Source organism: Chryseobacterium sp. GW823-FHT05E08 (assembly GCF_058795655.1).
The window spans coordinates 354,025-370,186 of record NZ_JBXAHY010000002.1; the positions used below are offsets into that span (position 1 = coordinate 354,025).

The following is a 16,162-nucleotide window of genomic DNA, read 5'->3' on the forward strand; positions in this document are numbered from 1 at the left end:
AAAAAGAACGAGACCAAAAGCCTCGTTCTTATAATTTTATTAAATCAAACTTTTGATTTTTGCGATGATATCATCTCCTAATTTGTCAGCTTCTTCCTGAGATTTAGCTTCTGTATAAATTCTGATAATCGGTTCTGTATTCGATTTACGAAGGTGAACCCAATTGTTTTCAAAGTCTATTTTTACTCCATCAATCGTAGAAACATTTTCGTTTTGATATTCTTTTTCCATTTTAGATAAAATATCGTCTACATTGATTTCAGGAGTCAATTCGATTTTCTTTTTACCCATGAAATAACTTGGATATCCTGCTCTTAGTTTAGAAACAGTCTTATTTTCTTTTGCTAAATGAGTTAAAAATAAAGCAACACCTACCAAAGAATCTCTTCCGTAATGTAGATCTGGATAGATAATTCCTCCATTTCCTTCCCCTCCGATTACGGCATTTTTCTCCTTCATTAAAGTAACAACATTCACTTCTCCGACAGCACTTGCAAAATATTCTGAATTGTGGCTCTGCGCAACATCTCTCAACGCACGGCTTGAAGAAAGGTTTGAAATTGCTACACCATTTTTATTTTTCAATAAATAATCTGCAACGGCAACCAATGTGTATTCTTCGCCGAACATTTCACCTTTTTCATCGATTAAAGCTAATCTGTCAACATCAGGATCTACAACAACTCCAACGTCGGCACCTTCTTTTTTAATCAATTCACAGATGTCTCCTAAATGTTCTTTCAACGGTTCAGGATTGTGTGGAAACTGTCCGTTTGGTTCACAATATAATTTAACGGTTTCACAACCTAACTTATCTAAAAGCATCGGAATCGCAATACCTCCCGTAGAATTTACTGCATCTAAAACCACCTTAAATTTCTTAGCTTTAATAGCTTCTACATCTACCATCGGCAAATCCAAAATCTGCTGAATATGAATATCAAAAGCATCATCTCTTGTTTCATATTTTCCTAAATCATCAACTTCAGCATAATTAAAGTCTTCACTTTCTGCCAAAGCCAACACTTCAGCTCCGTTTTCTCCTGTGATGAATTCTCCTTTTTCGTTTAATAATTTAAGGGCATTCCATTGTTTTGGGTTGTGAGAAGCGGTAAGGATAATTCCTCCGTCTGCATTCAACTCAGGAACCATGATCTCAACGGTTGGCGTTGTAGAAAGTCCAAGATCAATCACGTTGATTCCTAACCCTTGTAAAGTTGCTGTAACCAATGAATTAACCATTAACCCAGATATTCTTGCATCACGGCCAATGATTAAAGTTAAATCTTTTTTATTCTTATTATTTTGAAGCCAAGTTCCGAACGCGGAAGCAAATTTAACCACATCAAGCGGTGTTAAATTATCATTTACTTTTCCGCCAATTGTTCCTCGGATTCCTGAAATACTTTTTATTAATGACATTCCTATTTTTTCTTAGTTTGTTTTAAAATTTTCTTTTCATCACCGTCCAACTTTCGTTGAACCTTTTTAATATCTTCTAAAGCGGGAAGGTTTTCTGGTTTTATTCCTCTTTCTCCTAAGATTTTTCTTACCGCTAAATTGTTTTCAATATGTTCATTGGTAATTTGAGAATCACCATTTAAATCTTTTTCAACAACATTATGACTTGTTAATTCAGTTGCGAAATCTTTTGCTTTAATTGTTAGTGTAGGAAGAAAATCAGCCAATGGTCGTGTTTGTGGAATACCCATTCTTTTTTTCATATCGTTTGTAGTGAAACCACCGAATAAAGCTTGGTCACCTTTAGAACGAATTATTGAAAAACTTTTTTCATCAACACCTCTTTCATAAATAATTCCTGAGAGTTTCTTTTCTGTTTTTGATAATTTTTCTCTTGCAGTTACTCTTTCAACATCCAACAATCTCTTTTCAATAATCTCTTGTTTTCTTGTCTGAACAGCAAAATAAGTTTGAGCAAAAGCTATTTCACTTTTTGAGCTATCCCCATTTTGAGCAACTAAATAACAACCATAACGAGTTAAAGCTATATCAGATATTTCTCTTTGAGCTCCTTTTGCTAGATCTATCATTTTCCCGATATCGGCAAAATGATCAGAGATGCTTCCTCCTGCATTTTCACAAGATTTTTTAGCTTTTTCAATAACCTTTAAAAAGTTATCCCATTTTGTATAGTTGAGAATTTCCTGTAAATCTCTAGCGCTCCAACATTCAATATCTTTATATAAATGTGAGGCATTTTCAAATTTTAAAAAGAGCTCTTCTATTAATTCTTTTTTCATTTCAATTGTGATGTATTTTTCACAAAAATAAATAAAAATTGAATTCTATAATTAATTTTTATTTGAATTTCGCAGCAAAGATACTTATAAAATCGGAACCTTCTTTTGGATTCTATCGTAACTGTTTTTCACAACTTTTGGAGGAGCAAAACGATATCCTACATAGATCAATCCGTAAGTATTATTGTTTTGAATTCGAGAATCAGAATCCTGCTTGTAATTATATGACATTAGATTAAGCTTTCCTCCAAACAAGAATCTGTCTGAGTTGTAACCTATGTGAATTCCGCCACCGAATTTCTTAGTGAAATATTTATTCTTTTCTTTATCTGATTTTGAACCATTTTCAAGGTCTTCCTGATAACTTGACCATTTTCCACCAACTCCTGCAAATGCAAAAGGTGAAATATTGACATTTTTTGTAACGACCCAATTGTAATAATAAGCAAGATTCGCTCCGAGATTAAACTGTGTTTCTACACTTTTGAGATTATCAATATCTTTATCTTTAAAAAAAGTAAGATCATATTCTAAAGCAGGAACAAAACTTCCGCTACTTTCTTTCTGCCATTCTCTTTGATAATAGATACTTTTTAATGAAAAATCTTTATTAAAAGAATAAGCGGTAATTCCGCCAAAGCTTTGAATCCTTAAATCGGGAAGCTGTAAATAAGGATCTTTTCCCTTTTGCCAATCGGGATCGAAATCCTGCATATTTTTCAGATAAAAACCCTTTGAATTTTTATAATAAACAGTCTGAATAAAACTTTTAGGAAAAAACCTGAATCTAATATCGGAATACGAACTTTCACCCTTCAAATGATTGTCATTATTTCCAGGAATAAAATTGGGAGCGAATGAAAATGTAGCACTTATCATCTTGTAATCAATAGAAAATGAAGTATTGATTTTATTATTAATAGAAAGTTTGGTTTTGGGAAATTCCTCGCCTTTGTAAACAGCAACGTAATCTTCAATATTGGTATCAAAATTCAGTCTTATCATCACCTGATCTTCGTAGGAAATGATTTTGGTACTGTCTGTCTGTTTTTGAGCATTTGCAAAAAATCCTAAAAGACAACATAGCAGGAAGTGTGTTGTTTTTTTCAAATCAGAAATGTTTTTATTCTGGATGAAAATTACAACAATTTTCTTAATTTATTATGTTAAAACGAATTTAAGAGCAGCCACAATCTTTGTCACAACCTGTTCTTTTTGAACTGAATTTTTTTGGTGCAAAATTCTTTCTCAGAATCTTAAATAAAGAATAGCACGCGAACGCAACTACAAGAAAGACAATTACATATTGAAAAATTAATGAAGAATCCATTATTTTAATATTTGATATGCTATCATCGACACAAAGTATGCCAAACCTGTCATCATTACCACCTGAAAGCCAGTCCATTTCCAGCTTTTGGTTTCTCTGTAAACTACTGCAAGTGTAGAAACACACTGCATTGCAAATGCGTAAAATAAAAGCACGGAAACACCCGTCGCAAAATTGAATACTTTTTCGCCGTTGGGTTTTACATCGTGTCTCATTTTATCAATCACTTTTCCTTCCGGAGCATCGTCGTCCAAGCTGTACAATGTTGACATTGTTCCAACGAAAACTTCTCTTGCCACGAAACTTGTGATAATCCCAACTCCCATTTTCCAGTCGTAACCTAGTGGCGCAATGGCTGGCTCGATCGCTTTTCCCATTTTTGCCAAATAAGAATGATCAAGCTTAACATTCGTTGCCACCACTTCGTTAGGCCTTTGTTTTGGGCCGAAATAACTTAAAAACCAGATAATAATACTTACAATAAAGATGATCTTTCCGGCTCCGGTTATAAATTCCCAAACTTTACCTAAAACCATTTTAAAATCGTATCCGAAAAGTGGCTTTTTATAGGTTGGTAAATCCATTACCAAGTATGTTTTTCCTTGATTTTTAATGAAACCTTTAAGAATTGCAGCCGAAAGTAATGCCACCATAAATCCTAAAAGATACATTCCCAACAAAACCAATGCTTTATATTGAATTCCGAAGAAAGTTCCGTCTGAAATAATTAAACCGATAATGATACTGTAAACCGGAAGTCTCGCAGAACATGTCATGAAAGGCGTTACCAAGATGGTTAATAACCTTTCTTTTAAGTTCTCTATATTTCTTGTTGAAATCACCGCAGGAATCGCACAAGCCGTTCCGGAAACTAATGGAACGATACTTTTTCCGTTTAATCCAAAAGGTCGTAAAAACCTATCCATCAAGAAAATAACTCTCGCCATATATCCTGAATCCTCCAATAAATAGAGGAAATATAATAAAATCCCGATTTGTGGAGCGAAAACCATGATTCCGCCTAAGCCAGGAATAATTCCGTTTGAAATTAATGAATTTAGTGGCCCTTCCGGAAGATGTTCTCCTGTGAAAGCTGAGAGCCAAGCGAAGAAATTATCGATCCAGTTCATCGGATATTCTGCCAAGAAGAAAACGCTTTGGAAAATGATCAATAAAATCAATAAGAAAACAACATATCCCCAAAATTTATGAACAAGAACTTTATCCAATCTCTCCGTTAATAATTCTTTGAACTGAGGTCTTTTTGAAATTACATTAGCCAAAATCTTATCAACATTCTGATATCTTCTAACCGTTTCCTGAACCTGTAATCTTTTAGGAACCAAATTTTTAGCCTCAGAATCGCTCAATCCTTTCTTCATGGATTCTATTTTATCCAACTCAACGCCTGAAGATATTGATATCCAAGCTTTATACTCGTTATCAAGACCTTTGTCTGACGATAGCTTTTGAATAAAATCCTTATGCTGGCTTGGTATTTCGAAAGAAGTTTTTTCTGTTTTTAAAAATTCGTTGTTTAAAACAGCTTCTTTTATTTCTTCAATTCCAATTTGCTCTTTTGCATTAGTTTGGATGATTTTAATTCCTAATGCATCGGAAAATTTCTGAATATCAATTGTAATTCCTCTTCTTTCTGCCTGATCGATCTGGTTAACCACCAAAATCATCGGAACTCCCAGATCCTGAATCTGCTGAAAAAGCAAAAGTCCTCTTTTTAAACTTAAAGCTTCAAGAATATAAATAACTCCAGCGTAATTTTTCTGCTCATCAATAAGAAATTTAGAAAAAATAGCCTCGTCTTCTGAGCTTGGATAAATACTGTATGAACCCGGTAAATCAACTACCTCAACCTCTTCATTCTTATAGACATAATTCCCTGAATGGCTTGCTACGGTAACACCAGCATAATTCCCGGTTTTCTGTTTTTTGTTGCAAAGCGTATTGAAAACCGTTGACTTTCCTACATTAGGATTTCCGACTAAAAGTACCTGTTTTTTTTGAGTATCCTGCATCAATTCAATTCTTCAACAATGATAAAACTGCCTTCTTCTTCACGAAGAGCAATTCGGCTTTTTTCTTCTCCAAATTCCACATACATAGGACCACTAAAAGGAGCCTGATACAATATTCTGAAGGCTGTTTCCGGCAATAGACCCATTTCTATGATCTTACTCGGCATCTTCATTTGATCATCATCATACCCCAGAATCTTTCCCATTTTATTTTTAGGAAATCCGCTCAATTTATGTAAACCCTTCTCTTTCAAAGCCTGACGTTTTGTAAATGCAAATATACGCTATTTAAATTTAATCTAAATAACGTATTTCGTTAAAAAAATAAACCCAAACGTATTGCTACACTTGGGTTTATCAGATATAATTTAGTTGATATGAATGCTATTTTGAATCTTTTTCTTTTCCTACTTTTTCGACTGTTCCAACATTTAATTTACCATATTCTGGCTCAATAGGATTGTCGTTTGCGTTATAGAAGTCTTTATACTGCTTTTCCTGTTTCTTCATCATGTCTCCGATTGTTCCGTCCATTCCCGGGATAGATTTAGACATCATTTCCTGCGTCATCATTGGTCTTACCGTTGCAAAAGGATCTTTCTTGAAATCATTAAATGTTTTTTCAAACTTTTCTCTTGACAGAACATTTACTTTTCCTCCTTTAGCCTGCATTAGATTTTCAATATAAGAGTATTCTGTATAGTCTTTTACTTTTTTGTTTCCCTGTAAAACCCAAGAATAGTTTTTTCCAGCATCTTCAATTTTTACAATCAGACCAGGAAGTCCGTAAAATTTATAAGGCCCGTCCTGAAAAGGTAAATCTGCACTAAACCAAGCTGTCCATTGTTTTCCACCGAATTCAGTAGTTGCTTTTTGAGTATTGTATGCTCCTATTTTTTGTTTTTCGTTTTCAATTTTCCAGTTAAGTTTCAAGTTTTCATCATAACCGATATTAGCAGGCGTAAATCCGTTTGCGATCTTGTCTACATACTGAATTTTCATACTTGGATAAATTTTATAAATCCTTGCAGAAATTTTCGGCGTTTTAAGAGTTTTAGATAAATCTTTCATAATTCCGGCTTTTTGCATTGCTTCAATTTCTATTTTCATGATAGAATCCTGAGCAATTACCGTATAATCCTGATAAATAGATCTGTTTTTATCTGTAATATCCAAAATGGTAATTACCTTATCTGTTTTTGTAGAATCTTTTTTAGGCTTAAATGTTAATTCATAAAAGAAACGGTTGGCTGTTTCCTTAGAATCTTTTTCCTGAGCGCTCGCAAAAGTAACTAGAGCGATAAAAAATACTGAAAAGAACTTTTTCATTGTAAAATGTTTATTAATTAGTTAGCACTTGTACATTTTTGTTACATATTTTTTTTGAATTTATTTCACCAACTCGTTTATACAATTGATTTAAAATAGATTATAAGCGATATTTTTAAAATTTATGATTTCATTACAACATTAAAATCACTAAAAATCTTACCTTTAATTTACCTAAAAAACAAAATAGTATGGACACATTAGCACAATTTAAAGATGAGCTCGGAGCCGAGTACCAGACAACCAAAAACTTTTTCGAAGTTTATCCTGAAGACAAAAATGATTACAAACCACACGAAAAAAGTATGAGCATGACCCATCTTGCCACACATATTGTAGAAGTCTTCGGCTGGGCAGATACAATGCTGAAAACCTCTGATCTGGATTTTGCAAATACAGATTATCGACCTACAAAACTTTCTACAAAAGAGGATTTGCTGCAAAAGCTTGATGAAAATTACAAATCCAGTATCGAAGCAATTGATAATGCAAAAGAAGATGACCTGACTTCAACATGGGCTTTAAAAAACAATGGGGAAGAATTGGCAAAATGGACAAAATATGGTTCGATCCGCCATTCTTTAAACCAAATTACGCATCACAGGGCGCAACTGGGAGTTTATTACAGATTAAATGACATTCCGCTTCCGGGAAGCTATGGTCCTTCTGCAGATCATCAGGGGTTTTAAAGTTTCGGGATTTGAATTAAATGATCATAAAAAAACCAACCTCAGTGAGATTGGTTTTTATTTTTTATTTAAAGTTGAATTTTACGGTGAACATGACTTGGCTTGGGCGAAGCTGGATTCTTGTATATGTGAGTGCGTTAAACTGACCATCTAGATCATATGTTTCAAAAACTCTTCGGTTTCCTACATTCATCCACTTTAATTCAAAATCAATTTTCTTTTTTGCCCAAGAAAACTGATATGATACATCAAAGAACGGGTTGTTGTATTTATTAGTACCATTACTTGTATTTACCTGATCCCAGTTAAATCCTATCGTATGATTTTCAATTGGGTAGAAAAATACTGCCAAATTGTGATTATAACCTTCATTTATTCCTAACCTTCCTCCACGGCTGTCTTGCTTAGTTCTTGAGATACTTCCGTTATAATCTAAACTCATCCACTCAAAATAGGAATTATTAATTTTGAAACCATATGTCTGAGAATTGTTTTTATTCTCAAATTGCTCATTATCTAAGAAAGCATCTGATTTTGTTGCTGTATTACCATAGCTTAAAGATGCGTTTGTTTTAAACTTAGGGAAATATTTTCCTACTTCTACACCAAATCTGTTACTTTTTGCATGATTTTCCTGCTCCTTATATTGCATTAATGTAAACCCAGTTGTAGCATCAAGGATAGGATTAGAGATAAGGTTTCTCTTACTATCACTTAATGAATAGTTTACATTAAAAAATAAATTATTTAAAGGGTTTCTGTACTCTATTCTTGAACCTGCACTCGATGTTGTTGTTTGTGGAATCGGATTATTTGGATCCATCACATTAAATCCTGTTGGAGATAATAACATATATCCGGCATAAGCAGATTTTATATCTCCGAAATTATTGCTGATATTTCCATTCACGCTTGCTTTCCAGAAAGATGCAAATGTATATTGTGCAAAAACATTTGGAGTAAATGTTGTTTTATTTAAAGATTTTGAAACCCCTCTCAAATCATCTTCCGCTTTAATATTATTAAAATTTACCGGAAAGTTTGCAAATAAACTCCAAGCATCTGATTTATAATTAACACCTAATGAAGCATTTGGATTAATTTCTGTAAATTTCAAACTATTTTCATAAGCTGGGCTGTTAAAATCTGGCTGTGTATCTCCCGGATTTGCAGGAGTTGCTAATCCATCAAAATTTGTATCTAATTTATCTGTTGAAAAATCAAATCCTACTTGCGGAGTAAACATCCAGCCTTTTGTTGAAAAACTAATGTTTGCAGAGTGAGAAGTATCCAAAGTTTTAAGTCTGAATCTTTGTTCAGCGATTGAGCCAGCAGCAAAATTAATTCTCCCTACGGAATCTGCACTTACTCTGTAAGGAATCTGCATGTAGTTAGCCGGAGAAACCTGAAGAGTCTGCCTGTCATCCTGATAATTAATGAATGATTTAAAATTCACCATCTTTTCTTTCCAAGGGATAATTGTACTCAATGAGTTTTGAAATGATGAAGTTGGTGACTCTACAGATTGATTTCCTGTTCTACCCTCTCTTACAGCTAAAGCTCTATCGGCATTCCAGAATTGGCTGAAACTTGTTGTATTTTTAAAGAAACCTTTTTTCGCATTTTTAGTAAAAATTAATTCTCCTTTTACCTTATCTGTATAAAAGTCATTTCTTGTGCTATTAATAACTTTAGATCCTGCAAGATTCCCTGTTTGGTAAGTCGTTTCTCTATAGTCTTCTCTTTCAACAGCATTATTTGTATAGTTTGCGTTAGCTTTTAGCTCCCATTCTTTTTTATCATCAATATTTGTAAGATAATTCGCAGATAAATAATGAACATTATTCATTAAATATCTTTTTACTGGTGTATTTGGAGTACTTGCAGTTTCTACATTTAACCAATCATTTTGAGCTGCATTTATTCTTCTACCTTCCCATCCACTTCCGAAAGCAAGAATATTCCCTTCATTTTCCACCTGCTCACCCATGTTGTTGGTCTTGTAATTAACTACCCATTGGCTTTTTTGTCCAAAAAACATTGGGGTTAATTTCACATTCCAAAGCCAAGGATCTCCAAATCCTGTTCCTACTTCTCCTCTACCAGTCATGGTAACCGAGTTTTTTAGTTTAATATTGATGGCTGCTGCATCGGAAGGAACTTTATCCTGAAGAATTTTTACAGGCTGGTGATTTTCAAGAACTTCAACTTTCTGTACGGCATCTTTTGGAAGCGAGTTGTTGATGGTTCCGTAACCGCCTTCCATTAAATCTTTTCCGTTAACATAGAATTTATTGATCGCATTTCCCTGATAAAGAATTGTTCCGTCTGTATTGACTTCAATTCCTGGAATTTTTCTCATTACATCAGCCAAAGTTCTGTCACTTTTACTGTCGAATGCTTTAAGATCATAAGCAATGGTATCACCTCTCGATGTGATCATTTTGGTTTTAAGCTGTACTTCCTTTATTTCTGTAGCTTCAGACTGCATTTTAAAGGTTAAAGTCTGGTCATTGTTTACGATCTGCTTTGTTAATGGTTTTTGATTAAAAGCTTTCACTTTAAGATCTACATTAGCCTCAGCAGAAGTGAACGTTACCTTATATTCACCCTTGGAATTGGTAATTCCGTAGGCTAAAATGGCATCTTTTCCGGGTTCCTCCACCGTTACACTTGCACTTGGAATTGCAATGCCGTCTTCATCCGTTATTTTCCCCGAAACTGTTTTCTGGGCAAACGTAAGCACTGAGAAAAAAAGCATCAGAAATAAGGAAACATTCTTTTTCATAATTTATTATTTGATTAATTAGTTAATGGTTACCGTTTTTTGTTACACTTCTATAAAGATGAATTTTAATAGGAAAAGTTAAACCTCTATTATCACTACAAACATAGTGATAATTTTTTTTTGAAAAATTTTTAAAATAAAAAAACTTTCAACAATATTCTTTTATGGCATTTATATTTAAATTAATAATAATTTTTTGTAATAATAATTAAAGCATAACTCTACTGAATAGTGACTAATATTAACTTTCACTCCATTTTGCATATAAAATAAATGTTATACATTCGTACCGAATGAATTTTTATTCAATCAATTTGTGTTTTTGCCCTGTAATTCTTTTTACAGGGTATTTCTTTTTAATACACCCATGAATACAGCTTTTTTGAACATTCTTTTTTTTATTTATTCTAAGTATTTAAAAAAATGATTTGAATCATAGATTAAAAAAAACTTAAACTCAGCTTGATACGGTTTAATTTAATAATTTTGTAATATAAAATTTATAGAAATGGGAATTATTTTAAAGCCTATAGATGTTGTAGATGACATTTCTAAAGAAGATTTCTACGAAAAATATCTAAAACCAAGGAGGCCCGTTGTCATAAAAAACATGGCGAAAAAATGGCCAGCCTATCAAAAATGGACGATGGATTATGTAAAGGAAGTGGTTGGAGATGTTGAAGTACCTCTTTATGACTCAAAAAAGGCCGATCCTGCAGCTCCCATCAATACGCCTACTACCAAAATGAAATTTGCAGATTATATAGACCTCATCCAAAGAGAGCCTACCGATCTTAGAATTTTCTTTTTCGATCCTATAAAACACGCAGGCAAACTGCTTGAAGAATATATTCCGCCAAAAGAACTTATGGGAGGCTTTTTAGACAAGTATCCGGGGATGTTTTTCGGGGGAAAGGGTTCTGTAACGTTTTTACATTTTGACATTGATTTAGCTCATATATTCCATACTCATTTCAATGGAAGAAAACACGTCATGCTATTTGAAAACAAATGGAAAGAAAGATTATATCAACTTCCTTACGCAACCTATGCTTTGGAAGATTATGACATTGAAAACCCTGATTTTGAGAAGTATCCGGCTTTGGATGGTGTAGAAGGTATTGATTGTTACCTTGAGCACGGGGACACCTTATTTATGCCGACAGGCTGGTGGCACTGGATGAAGTATCTGGACGGCAGTTTCTCCCTTTCTTTGAGAGCTTGGGACAAATCGTGGGCAGTAAAAGCAAATTCTTTATGGAATCTTACGGTTCAGCGTAAGTTTGACGACATCATGAAATCCAATTTCAAAAAGAAATACATGGACTGGAAAGAAAAAGTAGCCATCAAACGAGCTGAAATGGCTTTAAAAAGAGGTTTACCAAGATAAAAACATAAAGACGTTTCAAATTGAAACGTCTTTTTTACTATAATTATAAAATCCTGTAAATTGGATATTGTCTGAAAGTTTTCTCTTCGAAATAAGGTGAATTTTTATACACCCAATCCAACTGAGCTTCCCCATCGTCAGCAAATTTTTTATCAGAAGTTTTTTTAGCTTCAAATTTTTGTTTTAAACCTTTATCTTTTCTCAATAATTCTGCAGCAGTATCTTCAAAAATATAGGCTGAATAATATTCTTTTTGCGCTAAAATTCCGTCAAAGAAATTCCAGTTGAAGAAAGAATCCAATGCTTCGGGCTCTAATGTTTCGATAATGTATTTTACCCCATCCTGATTGGTTGGAACGATATAATCTCCGGCAGAAAAACTAAGTTTTCTATTCGATTTACCAACTGTAGTTTCAAAATGGGCATAATGACCTTCGTAAGGATTTTTTACGGTTTTAAAATCATTAATTTTATAAGATTCAACCGCAATTGTGCTGTCTTTTTGAAGCGGTTTCATTTGAATCTGATTTCTTTTAAACTCTTCGATCACTTTATATTGCGACTGAGGAATCACATAATATTTTGGAATCGTAATATAACCCGTTGGAACCGCGGTTGTAAACAGTTTTATTTTCTTTGTGAAAGGCTTATTTCTATCATAAAATAATCTTGGCTTCCCGGAAATACCGCTTGGTTTGTATTTTCCTTCATATCCTTTAAAATTCATCGTAGAATATTTCGTAGAATCTATTTTCCAGCGAATTCCGTACTGTTTTCCGGCTTGATATTGCTTTAAATTTTCAATTCGAAGTTCTTTTATCTTTTTATACTCTTTATCTAAATTTTGAAGGTTAACGAGCATATATTTGTACGTTGCATCCACCCTTTTGTCATAAGGTTTCAGCATATGTGTTTCGGGAACAGTTCCTAAAGTATTAAATAAAGTCGTATAACCTGTAGAATATCTCGGAGAATCCTCAAAAGAAGCAAAACCAACCTCCGGAACATCACCGTGAATGTTGACATAAGGAGTACTTTGGTAACCTAATTTCTTTAGGTCATCAAGATTTTTAGCCTGATAATTGTTATAAAAATATTCGCCCAAGACATTTCCCAATCGTTCTTTAAAAGTTGAGATATATGTAAAAGTATATCGATAATCCGCTCCATTACTCACATGATTATCAATAAAAACATCAGGTTTCAACCACTGATAAATTTCCTGAAAGCTTCGGGCATTTTTAGAATCTGCTTTGATGAAATCTCTGTTTAAATCATAATTTCGGGCATTTCCACGAAAACCATATTCTTCCGGTCCGTTTTGATTGGCTCTTGAAAATGAACCTCTGTTTAGCATTCCGCTCACATTGTACGCTGAAATGGCTGCAATCACAAAATTTTGTGGTGTTTTAATTTTCTTTGTTGCTAAATCTCGCATCAACATCATTGTTGCATCAATTCCGTCCGGTTCGCCGGGATGAATTCCATTGTTGACGAAGAGAATTGCTTTTTCTTTTCTTAATTTATCTAAATCTTTTTCAGGGAAAGGGTTGTAAACGACAACATAAATTGGTTTCCCGTTATCGTCTTCTCCTTTTTTAAGATATTGAATTTCATTAAAATTTTTAGCTAAATTCTGATAATAGGAATTCATTTCGTCATAAGTAACGGTTTGATTTCTATTTCCTTTTTCAAAAGGGGTTTGAAATTGAGTTTGTGCTAAAAATAAAGATGAACTCAAGAAAAATAACAGATATTGCAGTTTCATTGAAGTGATATTTCGAACTTCAAAATTACTTATCTTTTTGTAAAACTCGAAACATAGAAATTTTAATCCACTCTGTTTGTCATCCCGTAGGGATCTAGGCAAAGTTATTAGAGGTTAATTTGGAAAGATTCGTGTCTAGATTCCTCCGGAATGACAAACTTTATGTTAAATTTATTTCCCACAGATTACACAGATGTTTATGTTTTAATTTTTATAAAAAAATATGCGCAATCATCTGTGTAAATCTGTGCAATCTGTGGGAGCAATTATTTCAATTTAAATATCATTATTCCTTCCTTTTTCGTTTGGATATAACGACGGAAGCGGATCGCTTTGCCAAAATTCTTTGGTATCAACATCCATAATGGATAAATTTCCAGTGAAAGCCGCTCCTGTATCAAGATTCCAGATATTGGCTTTGTTTACTGGATGCTTCATTCCTAAGTACAACGTTGGCGTATGGCCAATGAAAATCTCGTTGTATAAAAGAAATCTTTTGGGATATAAATTGGAGTTCTTTGACAACTTTTTATCCATTGCAACGGCGGTTTCCCACAAGGTTCTGTCCCAACGGTAGTTGCTGGAATAGACTTCTTTTTCAGGGCCGTGCATAGAAGAATAACCGGCATGAATAAACAAGCGGTTTTCTTCGTCAACGTAATAATTTTTCATCACCTGGAAAAATTCTAAATGCTTATCCAGATCTTCCAAAGAATAATCAGCATAACTTTCAACGGTGCTTTTTCCTCCGTTGGATAGCCAAACATTTGGCGCATCACCTAAAGAAATCCAGTCTTCAGTCCATGCATCGTGATTTCCTTTGATAAAAATACATTTCTGCTTTTCGGAAAGTTCTATTAAAAATTGGATGATTTGGGAAGATTCGCTCCAACCATCGACATAATCTCCGAGGAAAATTAATTTATCATTTTCGGTAACATTGGCTCTTTTAAAAACCTGTTGTAAAGCTTTGAATCCTCCGTGAATATCGCCGATTACTAATGTTCTTTTCATTTAATTTGAAATGTATTTTGCTTCTACATGATCCGTCAGCCAAACCTTATTTTCTGAAAGATAAAATTCGATTCCATCTTCGAACATTTTTTGTGTTCTGATCGTTAGGATAATCGGTTTTCCGTGGCGCATTCCAACGCTGGTGGCGGTTTCTTTGTCTTGACTTAAATGAACATGTTGGCGACTTCTTTTTTCAATTCCTTTTTCTAAAATGGAATCAATATTGTTTTGAGCCGTTCCGTGATACAGAAATTCCGGCGGTTGCTGTGGAATTAAGGCCAAATTAATATCAATCGAATGCCCCTGACTAGCTCTGATTCTTGTTTTATCTTCATTAAAGGCAAAACGTTTTTTAGCGTTTGTCTGTACGATTTCATCTAATTCTTCAAAGGTAATGCCTTCATAAGAATCTCTTTTTGATTTTGTGATTAATTCATCAACATTTGCCCATCCGTTTTCATCTAAATTCAAATTGATGAGTTCGGGATGATGCCTGAGAACATAGCTCAGGAATTTGCTTGTTTTTTTCTTTTGTTGTTCGTTCATGGTTTGTGTTTTAATTTATTAATTACATTTTGTATATTAAAATAATCTTGTTTTAAGTTTTCAAAAGTTTGTTTTTCTTCTTTATTTAATCTCGCTAAAAGAGCTTTTTGTTGGTAATAGTATTCGTAAAAATTATCTTCCTCATTATCCATTCTTTTTTCTAATTCTAAATGTTTTTTTATTTCATCTTCAGTAAAATTATATGAAAGAAGTTTCATTGTGATATACAAATTCAAGGAAGAATCATCTTCGAGACCATCTTCAATTTGCTTCTGAATTTCCTGCACTTTTTTAGCATTTTCTTTTGAGGTTTTACAATTATTTAGTTTTCTCCATATAAGATCATAAATAATTCCTTCGCCAAGCTCTCCAATATCTAAAAAACTATTTAGTTTATATTTTTCAAGATCATCAAAAAACTGTTGATTTTTATTTCCATGAAAAAAAAGATTCCGAAGATACATCCCATAGCCAAAATGAAACCCGAAATGTTCTCCAAAAAGTTCAAGCCTAGCAGAACATGATTTATTTTTAAAACTTTTTATATCTTCCTCATCCAAATCTTCATGAATCAAATAATTTACAGCTTCCTCAACTGAGTTTATTTTGAATGTTTTTTCTGTTTTTTTCTTCAAAGATTTTGTTTGTTCATCAATCTCAGCCTTAATTTTTTCCATATTTTCTTCAGGTGACAATTCCTCGTATCCCTCTTCTTTTATTTCAAAGTAATTGTAAGGAATAATCTCTCTTGAATTTTTATCAAGAAATATTCTAAGCCTCCATTCAAAAAAATGCTGCTCGCCACCTAAAAGTTCTATTACTTTTTCATTTTCAATATTCTGAAGATCTTTTCCAAAAACGTTTTCAATTTTAACTTTATCAATTAAAGAATGATTAAAATCTTTCAATTTTTCAGGATTAATCAAAACTTCTTCGTTGCTTTCATTCTTAAAATTTAGAAAGTCCGTTTCAGAGATTTCACATTTAACCAGAAAAATCAGTTTTTCATCAATA

General features: G+C 33.2%; 13 protein-coding genes. 2 read left to right on the forward strand and 11 right to left on the reverse strand.

Features of this window, described 5'->3' with window-relative positions; translation table 11 throughout:
• Positions 1-39: 39 nt before the first annotated feature.
• The 6 genes from glmM to AC1Q7L_RS07570 form a co-directional block, all read right to left on the reverse strand.
• Positions 40-1,422, reverse strand: a complete 1,383-nt coding sequence (gene glmM, locus AC1Q7L_RS07545) for a phosphoglucosamine mutase (protein WP_492304928.1) — start codon at positions 1,420-1,422, stop codon at positions 40-42.
• Between the two features lie 2 nt (positions 1,423-1,424).
• Positions 1,425-2,261, reverse strand: a complete 837-nt coding sequence (gene dinD / locus AC1Q7L_RS07550) for a DNA damage-inducible protein D (RefSeq protein ID WP_492304929.1) — start codon at positions 2,259-2,261, stop codon at positions 1,425-1,427.
• Between the two features lie 84 nt (positions 2,262-2,345).
• Positions 2,346-3,371, reverse strand: a complete 1,026-nt coding sequence (locus tag AC1Q7L_RS07555) for a DUF4421 family protein (RefSeq protein WP_492304930.1) — start codon at positions 3,369-3,371, stop codon at positions 2,346-2,348.
• 219 nt (positions 3,372-3,590) lie between these two features.
• Positions 3,591-5,624, reverse strand: coding sequence for a ferrous iron transport protein B (gene feoB, locus AC1Q7L_RS07560; protein WP_492304931.1), 2,034 nt, complete (start codon positions 5,622-5,624; stop codon positions 3,591-3,593).
• Positions 5,624-5,878, reverse strand: a complete 255-nt coding sequence (locus AC1Q7L_RS07565; protein WP_082891134.1) for a FeoA family protein — start codon at positions 5,876-5,878, stop codon at positions 5,624-5,626. The genes feoB and AC1Q7L_RS07565 overlap by 1 nt, the downstream gene beginning before the upstream one ends.
• A 130-nt stretch (positions 5,879-6,008) precedes the next feature.
• The gene (locus AC1Q7L_RS07570) at positions 6,009-6,953 is read right to left on the reverse strand and encodes a GLPGLI family protein (RefSeq protein ID WP_492304932.1); all 945 of its coding nucleotides are present in this window, start codon (positions 6,951-6,953) and stop codon (positions 6,009-6,011) included.
• A 191-nt stretch (positions 6,954-7,144) separates the two neighbouring features.
• On the opposite strand from AC1Q7L_RS07570, the gene AC1Q7L_RS07575 reads away from it, so the two are divergent.
• The gene (locus tag AC1Q7L_RS07575) at positions 7,145-7,642 is read left to right on the forward strand and encodes a DinB family protein (protein ID WP_492304933.1); all 498 of its coding nucleotides are present in this window, start codon (positions 7,145-7,147) and stop codon (positions 7,640-7,642) included.
• Positions 7,643-7,706: 64 nt separating this feature from the next.
• Here the strand turns inward: AC1Q7L_RS07575 and AC1Q7L_RS07580 are convergent, their stop codons facing one another.
• Entirely contained in the window at positions 7,707-10,430 is a 2,724-nt protein-coding gene (locus tag AC1Q7L_RS07580; protein ID WP_492304934.1) for a TonB-dependent receptor, read from the reverse strand.
• A 508-nt stretch (positions 10,431-10,938) separates the two neighbouring features.
• Between AC1Q7L_RS07580 and AC1Q7L_RS07585 the strand changes: the two genes are divergently transcribed.
• Complete coding sequence (locus tag AC1Q7L_RS07585; RefSeq protein WP_410691822.1) at positions 10,939-11,820, forward strand: cupin-like domain-containing protein; 882 nt, start codon at positions 10,939-10,941, stop codon at positions 11,818-11,820.
• 43 nt (positions 11,821-11,863) lie between these two features.
• Here AC1Q7L_RS07585 and AC1Q7L_RS07590 read toward each other — a convergent pair whose 3' ends face one another.
• The 4 genes from AC1Q7L_RS07590 to AC1Q7L_RS07605 form a co-directional block, all read right to left on the reverse strand.
• Complete coding sequence (locus AC1Q7L_RS07590; RefSeq protein WP_492304935.1) at positions 11,864-13,588, reverse strand: M14 family metallopeptidase; 1,725 nt, start codon at positions 13,586-13,588, stop codon at positions 11,864-11,866.
• A 276-nt stretch (positions 13,589-13,864) separates the two neighbouring features.
• On the reverse strand, positions 13,865-14,602 hold the full coding sequence (locus tag AC1Q7L_RS07595) for a metallophosphoesterase family protein (protein ID WP_492304936.1): 738 nt from the start codon (positions 14,600-14,602) through the stop codon (positions 13,865-13,867).
• Positions 14,603-15,148: an RNA 2'-phosphotransferase gene (locus AC1Q7L_RS07600; RefSeq protein ID WP_492304937.1), complete on the reverse strand. Its 546-nt coding sequence runs from the start codon at positions 15,146-15,148 to the stop codon at positions 14,603-14,605. It lies immediately after the preceding gene.
• Positions 15,145-16,074: a hypothetical protein gene (locus AC1Q7L_RS07605; RefSeq protein ID WP_492304938.1), complete on the reverse strand. Its 930-nt coding sequence runs from the start codon at positions 16,072-16,074 to the stop codon at positions 15,145-15,147. Before AC1Q7L_RS07605 ends, AC1Q7L_RS07600 begins: the two co-directional genes overlap by 4 nt.
• Positions 16,075-16,162 lie beyond the last annotated feature (88 nt).